Annotated in this window: 10 protein-coding genes and 2 pseudogenes; 5 read left to right on the forward strand and 7 right to left on the reverse strand. The window is 37.6% G+C overall.

Going from position 1 to position 8,405, the window contains the following annotated elements; all coding sequences use genetic code 11:
• Positions 1–395: 395 nt before the first annotated feature.
• The 3 genes and pseudogenes from HT687_RS10935 to HT687_RS10945 form a co-directional block, all read right to left on the reverse strand.
• Positions 396–803, reverse strand: a pseudogene (locus HT687_RS10935) (helix-turn-helix transcriptional regulator); the annotation flags it as partial.
• 43 nt (positions 804–846) lie between these two features.
• Positions 847–1,185 (reverse strand): Cd(II)/Zn(II)-sensing metalloregulatory transcriptional regulator CadX, encoded by a 339-nt coding sequence (gene cadX, locus HT687_RS10940; RefSeq protein ID WP_000711082.1) that lies wholly within the window; start codon positions 1,183–1,185, stop codon positions 847–849.
• 11 nt (positions 1,186–1,196) lie between these two features.
• Entirely contained in the window at positions 1,197–1,811 is a 615-nt protein-coding gene (locus HT687_RS10945) for a CadD family cadmium resistance transporter (protein WP_000615747.1), read from the reverse strand.
• 28 nt (positions 1,812–1,839) lie between these two features.
• Between HT687_RS10945 and HT687_RS12095 the strand changes: the two genes are divergently transcribed.
• The 5 genes from HT687_RS12095 to HT687_RS10965 all read left to right on the forward strand — a co-directional run bounded on the left by HT687_RS12095 (position 1,840) and on the right by HT687_RS10965 (position 4,635).
• A complete protein-coding gene (locus tag HT687_RS12095; protein ID WP_078374329.1) occupies positions 1,840–2,013 on the forward strand; it encodes a FanG protein in 174 nt (57 codons plus the stop codon).
• 414 nt (positions 2,014–2,427) lie between these two features.
• Positions 2,428–3,006 carry a membrane protein gene (locus HT687_RS10950; protein WP_023935819.1) on the forward strand — a complete coding sequence of 193 codons (579 nt, stop codon included), beginning with the start codon at positions 2,428–2,430 and terminating at the stop codon, positions 3,004–3,006.
• A 2-nt stretch (positions 3,007–3,008) separates the two neighbouring features.
• Positions 3,009–3,233 carry a helix-turn-helix transcriptional regulator gene (locus HT687_RS10955; RefSeq protein ID WP_001041099.1) on the forward strand — a complete coding sequence of 75 codons (225 nt, stop codon included), beginning with the start codon at positions 3,009–3,011 and terminating at the stop codon, positions 3,231–3,233.
• 329 nt (positions 3,234–3,562) lie between these two features.
• A complete protein-coding gene (locus tag HT687_RS10960) occupies positions 3,563–3,724 on the forward strand; it encodes a hypothetical protein (RefSeq protein ID WP_007284845.1) in 162 nt (53 codons plus the stop codon).
• 107 nt (positions 3,725–3,831) lie between these two features.
• Positions 3,832–4,635, forward strand: a complete 804-nt coding sequence (locus HT687_RS10965; RefSeq protein WP_023935817.1) for a peptidylprolyl isomerase — start codon at positions 3,832–3,834, stop codon at positions 4,633–4,635.
• Between the two features lie 54 nt (positions 4,636–4,689).
• Here HT687_RS10965 and HT687_RS10970 read toward each other — a convergent pair whose 3' ends face one another.
• The 4 genes and pseudogenes from HT687_RS10970 to HT687_RS10985 form a co-directional block, all read right to left on the reverse strand.
• Positions 4,690–6,231, reverse strand: coding sequence for an ABC-F family ATP-binding cassette domain-containing protein (locus tag HT687_RS10970; protein ID WP_023935815.1), 1,542 nt, complete (start codon positions 6,229–6,231; stop codon positions 4,690–4,692).
• Position 6,232: 1 nt separating this feature from the next.
• Complete coding sequence (locus tag HT687_RS10975; RefSeq protein WP_000976727.1) at positions 6,233–6,715, reverse strand: VanZ family protein; 483 nt, start codon at positions 6,713–6,715, stop codon at positions 6,233–6,235.
• Positions 6,715–7,780: pseudogene (gene rlmN, locus HT687_RS10980) on the reverse strand (23S rRNA (adenine(2503)-C(2))-methyltransferase RlmN). Before rlmN ends, HT687_RS10975 begins: the two are co-directional and overlap by 1 nt.
• Before the next feature lie 20 nt (positions 7,781–7,800).
• Positions 7,801–8,331 (reverse strand): YutD family protein, encoded by a 531-nt coding sequence (locus HT687_RS10985; protein WP_023935811.1) that lies wholly within the window; start codon positions 8,329–8,331, stop codon positions 7,801–7,803.
• Between the last annotated feature and the right edge of the window lie 74 nt (positions 8,332–8,405).

An 8,405-nucleotide genomic window follows, 5' to 3' on the forward strand; every position in this document is an offset into this window, starting at 1 on the left:
GCTTTCTTAAGATCTGGTTTGGAAAGTATAGATTTCAATTAGACTAAAAACAGCGAAATATCAAGGATTTTAAAAAAGATATCTACTAATTAATTTATAAAATATGAATTAATAGATTCTAAATAGGGGAATAGTTTAGGTCTGTAAAAGATTAAATAATTTCTATTTTAGCTGTTAGAAACGTTGGTACATCAATGTTTTTAGAATGCTACATAATAAAAGGTAGAGTAAATAGTAGAGTAGTTATTGCGTTAGTTCAGCAATCTTATCGATATAAAGATTAACAGATTCTAACTTTCTTTGCGGTGCTAACTCGGCGTATGTGTCCATTGTTGTTGAAATTGATTTATCTTTTTTGATTTTTTAATGACCTTTTTGCCATTATGGATAATTTTTTCAGTTTCATCAGAAATCAAAAATTTTTTTCTTTGAATATTGAAATTTGCGAATGTCTTGGAAAGTCTAAGACAGCTAGATTGTATAGAAATTAAGTCATCATCCGACAAAGAATTCATTCTTTTATTTACAGTTTCCAAATCTCTAAATAAAATAGAGCCGAAGCAGTGGTAAAACATATTTTCAACAAGCTTGGCAATATCTCCAAAAATAATTTCTTTATAGTCTAAGTCGGTTTGAGTATTCAAATAAAGCAATATTGAAGTGGTAACTTGTTGCTTTTCCTTTTCAACTTGACTAACTTGACCTGCATTGCTTAGTTCGCTTTGTGTAATATTGTGTTTTTTTCTTAAATTTTTGATACGAGTAGGTAGTTCATGTGAATAATTTTCTTCAAAAAATTTCATATACAATCCCCCTATAATCATGGAAAAGTAGTAAAAATAGTTGTTATCCTAGTTGATTAAAAAAATCTCTGATTTCCTCATCTTTTATAAAATAATATATAATTTTCCCATCTCTTCTAGTGTCCAAGATGTTTTGATTGGCTAGTTTACGAAGATGGTGGGAGGCAGATGCCATACTAAGATTTAGTAAACAGGCTATATCACAGACACAGAGTTCTTCAACAGCAAGGAGATAAAAGATGATATTTATCTGTTTATTATCGGTAAACTTTGATAAAATACGAAGTGATTTTTGGACTTTTTCCTTTTCAAGGTAGTTCGTCGCGGTTGTAACATTTTGTTGATTTATAATATTCACTTGGCAAATACTATCTTTTTTCATATTTTTTTCTCCTAGCCGAACACAGTCCTTAGCATGTCAAAGCTGTTGTTTTCAATCAGAATATACATCCCCAATCCTAAATAGACAACGGCAATAAACCATCTGCTATATTTTTCCAAAGTTTCTCCAACAGAAGGGACTTGTGCCAATTTTTGGGCAGAAAAAACCAAGAAATAAATCATGACTAGAAAAGTAAGTAAAGTCACTATCAAATTCGCTAAATTTAAGGTGGTAAAATATGGGACAAAGACACCAATATTGTCAGCGCCACAACTTGCAAAAGTAATCATAGCGACTAGAAAAATCAGGTTTTTATTGTCTTTTCGCAAACCATCTTTTGCAATAGCTTCTCCATCAGAATCTCCTAAAAGCAAAACTTTGAGGCCTAGGAAAATTGGAATCAAACCGAGTAAACCTAAAATCTCTTTACTAGGAATATAATTTAAGACAAATGCAAAAAGCAAACTTAGCAATATTAGACTAACAGAGCCTAGAAATTGTCCTAAATAGATGTTAATGATGTCTTTTCTGCTTTTTCTTTTGGCAAAAAATAACATTAGGATAATAAGTAAGTCTACGGCTGTCCCAGAATACAGGATTATTGAAGTAACAACATTTTGAATCATAAAACACCTCATTCAAATATATTTTTGAATGTATTCTAACATTAAACTTTGTAGATGTCAACTTAAAATCCACCAAAATATAGATAAGAAGTTAGTGTACCAAATATTAAAAAGCCCTGCCATCGAAATGATAGCAGGGCTTAACTTCAATATCCAGATGATATATTTATCTAAAAAAGGTAGAGTTTTTATTGATTTGTAGTGCGATATAATGAGTTTCCAAAAATCAAAAATCGCTTAAAATCAGTATTTTGACATCTATTGACGTGTACTGAAATCCTTACTTAACCTCTGTAAAAATTAACTTCTACACCTACAAAGCTTATTCTGACAGACTTTATACAGTCTAAGAAAAAAAGTAGAGATTCATACAGTATCTAGATTTTTCAAAAATTCTTTATCATCAAATATTATTAACGAAACTATCCAAACCAAATCCGATGCATTACTTCAAAGAATTCTTTAGTTATTTGACTATCAAGGGCTTTTATTAAAAAATTTTTTCAAATAATTGCCACCTTGACACATAAATTCTTGCTTTCTAAATTTAAATGTGATATATTTATAACATGAAATTTAAGTGTTATATATTTATAACATAAAAAAGGAGTCTATCATGAAAAAAAGTCAAAAAATGCGTGGCCTCATTGCAATGATTGCCGTAGCTCTCTTTATTGATTTTATTGTTTTATTTGGTTCTAATCTTAGTTGGGGACCCAAGTTAGTTATTACTGGTATTTCAGTGTCAGGTCAAATTGTAGCTATTTGTAGCTGGCTACATAAGAGTCAGAAAGGTAAGGGAAAGATTATTTTTAACTTGTCTGCTAAGCTTTACACGATACTTGTGTCTGCAGCAAGCATTTTTTATACAGTAGGGATTTGGGTTGCGACCCCAAGCGTAAGTTCTGGTATTAAAGAATGGATTTTGAGAATTGGTCTCGTTATTGAAGTGATTGTATTTGTTTTTTTCTCTTTAAAAAATGTCAAGGAAACTCCGGACGAACGCTTTTATGCTAATTTAGCAAAGGCAGCTAGCTTGATGTTTGTTTTTATACTAGGCGCACTGATGATCCTATCAGTTATCATTGGGTATATGGGGGTTCTCACTCTTTACATGGGTCAGATATTTATTAGCATAGCTGCCTTGATTTGCATCTTTGCGGTTGTCTATTTTATCTTGGAACGTAGAGGATAAGCATGGCCAAAGAAAGCAAGATTATTACTAATCTCAAATCTGTTCGTGAATCCACAGGCATGACCCAGCAGGAGTTAGCCGACCGCATCGGCATGCGACGCGAGACAATTCTGCACTTGGAAAATAACCGTTACAATCCTTCGCTGGAAATGGCTCTTAAAATTGCTCAAGTTTTTAATCTGAAAGTAGAAGACCTCTTTGAACTCAGACAGAAAGAGGAAGCATAATTCTTTTCGAGACCTAGTATTCAGTTCATTGACTAATTAGGAATTGAAGCCAAAAGAAAAAATCCTTTGAAAATGTGCTATTTTACAATATAGTAATTCTTTCGAATTAACCTTTACTAATTGTGATGCTTTACGAGCTTTCTTAAGATCTGGTTCCCTAAATACTTTGAGTACTCTTATGGCATTGATGCTCCTAAGCATCTCAAAACTCTGGTAGAAAAAGGTTATGCTGTCCATTGAAACTGCTTTTTACTCACTTGACCATCTAATACGCTACCATAAAAAAAAGAATATCCTAAAGAAGAAGGGAGTTACTGGACTTTCTAAAAATGAAGGCTACAAATTTGGACCAAGCCCTTCATGAGCATTTTTCAGAAGAAGAATTAGCTTGTCACTTTTCGATTCGTGGCTACAAATTGACTCCAAAGGGAGAGGAAATACTGGAACAGTACCAGGACATTGTCGACCGTCATCCAAAGAAGAATCTCTAATCAAGTGATTTTTGGTTGGCTTCCTCTTAAACTGTCTTGTCACTAACATTTGAAATCCACTTCCTTTTAGGGTACAATGGTAGAAATGAATTTTTGAGAGGATCAGAATGAAAAAACTAGCAACCCTTCTTTTACTGTCCACTGTAGCCCTAGCTGGGTGTAGCAGCATCCAACGTAGTCTGCGTGGTGATGACTATGTAGATTCTAGCTTGGCCGCTGAGGAAAGCTCCAAAGCAGCAGCACAATCTGCCAAGGAGTTAAACGATGCTTTAACAAACGAAAACGCCAATTTCCCACAACTTTCTAAGGAAGTTGCTGAAGACGAGGTTGAAGTGATTCTCCACACAAGTCAAGGTGATATTCGCATTAAGCTCTTCCCTAAACTCGCTCCTCTAGCGGTTGAAAACTTCCTCACTCATGCCAAAGAAGGCTACTATAACGGCATTACCTTCCACCGTGTCATCGATGGCTTTATGGTCCAAACTGGAGATCCAAAAGGGGACGGTACAGGTGGTCAGTCCATCTGGCATGACAAGGATAAGACTAAAGACAAGGGAACTGGTTTCAAAAACGAGATTACTCCTTATCTCTATAACATCCGTGGTGCTCTTGCTATGGCTAATACTGGGCAAGCAAACACCAATGGCAGCCAGTTCTTCATCAACCAAAACTCTACAGATACCTCTGCTAAACTCCCTACAAGCAAGTATCCAAAGAAAATCATCGAAGCCTACAAAGAAGGTGGAAATCCTAGTTTAGATGGCAAACACCCAGTCTTTGGTCAAGTGATTGACGGTATGGATGTTGTGGATAAGATTGCCAAAGCCGAAAAAGATGAAAAAGACAAACCAACGACTGCTATCACAATCGACAGCATCGAAGTAGTGAAAGACTACAATTTTAAATCTTAAAAACCCAAAAATACAGTACCCACATTCGGTACTGTATTTCTTTTACTCTCATTCTTAAGTTAAATTATTAAAATCCCAGATTTGGTCCATCCAGCCTTCATAGAAGTCTGGCTCGTGACAGACCATAAGAATCGATCCCTTGTATTCTTTGAGAGCACGTTTGAGTTCATCCTTGGCATCCACATCCAAGTGGTTGGTCGGCTCGTCCAGCACTAAAACATTGTTTTCACGATTCATCAAGAGACAGAAACGAACCTTGGCTTGTTCCCCACCTGACAAGACCTGAATTTGGCTTTCGATATGCTTAGTTGTCAAACCACAACGGGCAAGGGCTGCACGGACTTCTGCTTGGTTGAGAGCTGGAAAGGCATTCCAGACAGCTTCAAGAGGAGTTTGGCGATTGCCACCTTCTACTTCCTGTTCAAAATAACCGAGTTCTAGGTAGTCACCGCGTTCCACTTCCCCAGCGATTGGCGGGATAATCCCTAAAAGGCTCTTCAAAAGAGTTGTTTTCCCGATACCATTTGCCCCGATAATAGCAACCTTTTGATTGCGTTCAAAGGTAAGATTTAAAGGCTTGGTCAGAGGACGTTCATAACCAATTTGCAAATCCTTGGCTTGGAAAATAAAGCGTCCTGGCGTACGAGCTGGTTTGAAATCAAAGGACGGCTTTGGTTTCTCACTTTGCAACTCGATAATATCCATCTTATCCAATTTCTTCTGACGAGACATGGCCATGTTTCGTGTTGCAACACGCGCTTTATTACGTGCGACAAAGTCTTTGAGATCTGCAATCTCTTTCTGCTGACGTTCGTAGGCAGCCTCTAGCTGAGATTTCTTCATAGCATAGACTTCTTGGAACTGGTAGTAGTCACCAGAATAACGCGTCAGTTGTTGATTTTCCACATGGTAGACGATATTGATAACATCATTAAGGAATGGAATATCGTGTGAAATAAGGACAAAGGCATTCTCATAGTTTTGGAGATAACGCTTGAGCCAGTCAATATGCTCAGCATCCAAGTAGTTGGTCGGCTCGTCCAAAAGTAAGATATCAGGCTTTTCAAGGAGAAGTTTTGCCAAAAGCACCTTGGTTCTTTGCCCACCTGATAAAGAGGTTACATCTGTATCCATGCCAAAGTCCATAACACCAAGGGCACGCGCTACTTCGTCAATCTTGGCATCCAAGGTATAGAAATCACGACTCTCCAAACGGTCTTGGAGTTCGCCAACTTCTTCCATGAGAGCATCAACATCCGCACCGTCTTCAGCCATTTCCATATAGAGGTCATTGATACGAGCTTCAGCTTTGAAAAGCTCATCAAAGGCCGTACGGAGAACATCGCGCACCGACTGCCCCTCAGCAAGAACAGAGTGCTGATCCAAGTAACCAGCGGTCACATATTTGGACCACTCAACCTTCCCTTCATCTGGCAGCATTTTGCCAGTCACAATGCTCATAAAGGTTGATTTTCCTTCACCATTGGCACCGACCAGACCGATATGTTCTCCCTTGAGGAGACGGAAGGATACATCTTCAAAAATTGCACGGTCGCCAAAACCGTGACTCAGATTTTTAACTTCTAAAATACTCATTTTAATTCCTTATCTTATTTTTATGTAATTGTTTATAGAGGAGCCAAGCCAAATAGCCACCCAAGATATTGGTCCACAAATCATCAATCTCAAAGACGCGATTAAAATCAAAGAAAAAGTCCAAAACTAACTGCGTACACTCGATTCCAAGACTCACTAGAAAACTAAAAAAGAGCACTTTTCTTGTTTTCCGCAAGTTTGGAAGGAGATAAAGGAGTTGGAACATCAGAGGAAAAAGCAAGAAGACATTTAAAATGTTCTGCAAAAAAATCCAAATGACTTGTCCCAAACTAGTCACTTCACCCAATTTCCAGAGAGAATTGAAAGGAGTCAAAAGAAAAACCAGGCGTCCAAGATGCTGAATACCTGGAGTTTCCACCCCCACGGGAGATTGTTCTTGAGGAGTAAAGCAAAAATAGACAATGCAAATGCTATAGAAAATGACTCCCCAGACCAAAACATGATTATAAGTTTTCTTCATCATTAAGGATTGACTGCTGCAACTGCTTTCTGGCGGTCACGTTTCATTGTATTAGAACGTAATTGTCCACAAGCTGCATCAATATCAGTACCATGCTCTTGACGAACCACACAGTTAACACCTTTTTTCTTAAGCGTATCATAGAAAGCCAACACGCGCTCTTTAGGACTACGGCTATATTGGTCATGCTCACTAACTGGGTTATAAGGAATCAAGTTTACATAAGACAATTTCTTAATATTCTTGAGCAATTCAGCCAATTCCAAGGCTTGTTCTACACCATCATTAACTTCATTGAGCATGATGTATTCAAAGGTCACACGACGGTTGGTTGTCTCAATATAATACTCAATAGCTGCAAAGAGTTTTTCAATCGGAAAGGCACGGTTAATCTTCATGATGCTTGAGCGCAATTCATTGTTGGGTGCGTGAAGAGACACGGCAAGATTGACCTGAACCCCTTCATCAGCAAAGTCACGAATTTTATGGGCCAAACCTGAGGTTGAAACCGTGATGTGACGAGCACCGATAGCCATTACTTTATCATCATTGATAGTACAAACGAAATTCAAAACATTGTTGTAATTATCAAAGGGCTCACTGATTCCCATGACAACGATATGGCTGACACGTTCATCCTGACCACGCTCATCAAAGTATTTCTGAACCAGCATAATTTGCGCTACGATTTCACCGTTATTGAGGTCACGTTGCTTCTTAATCAAACCAGAGGCACAGAAGGTACAACCGATATTACAGCCGACCTGAGTGGTCACACAGACAGATAAACCGTAGTGTTGACGTATGAGTACTGTCTCAATCAGCATTCCATCTGGCAATTCAAAAAGATATTTAACTGTCCCATCAGCAGACTCTTGCACAATACCTTGTTTCAAGGGATTGACCACAAACTGGTCATTAAGCTTAGCAATCAAATCCTTGAAAAGGTTGGTCATTTCTTCAATAGAGCCATTCCCAGATTTGATCTGCACGGAATTTCTTTTCTCCCTGCTCCAATACCCATTCCTGCATGGTTTGACGTGTTAAACTATAAATTGACGGTTTCATTTCTACTCCTTATTCTCTACTCACTTCTGACGAATGACAAAATGACGTTGTCCCTTGTTCTCTTTCTGAGAATGCTGGTCTTTCTGACGACGTCTATTTTTCTTATCTGCATTCGGTTTTCGTTTGGTTTGAGTCGGCTTCTTTCCTTTTTTAGAAGGAGGTTCTTCTTCCTTCTTACGAATTTTCTTGTCAAATGATGCGCGCTTAGGGGCTTCATTTTCTAAGACAAAATAGGCACAACCATAACTACAATACTCTAAAAGGTAGTCTTGTAAACGACTGATTTTTTCAAGTTTTTCTTCTGTTCGATCATCCTTATAAAAACCTCGTAGACGAAGCTGTTCGTTGCTCCAGTCTCCCACGATATAATCAAACTTGGTTAAGACTTCTGAAAAACGCTGATTAAAAGCCGTCACATCAAAGGCATCCTTGATATTTTCCACCAAGGAAAAAGCGATCCCTTCCGTTTCAACCTTGTCCCCGTGTAAATGAAACTCAGGGCCAGGAAACTTGTTATAGTTGTATAATTCAGGTGCAATTTCTTTTCGCATAGATATCCTTTTTTCACGATTACTTAATACTTTATTCTACCATAATTTCTAGCAGTTAGCACGTTTCTCATAAA

Origin of the sequence: Streptococcus sp. 1449 (assembly GCF_013276805.1) — a bacterium.
In the GTDB taxonomy this organism is placed as follows: Bacteria; Bacillota; Bacilli; order Lactobacillales; family Streptococcaceae; genus Streptococcus; species Streptococcus pseudopneumoniae.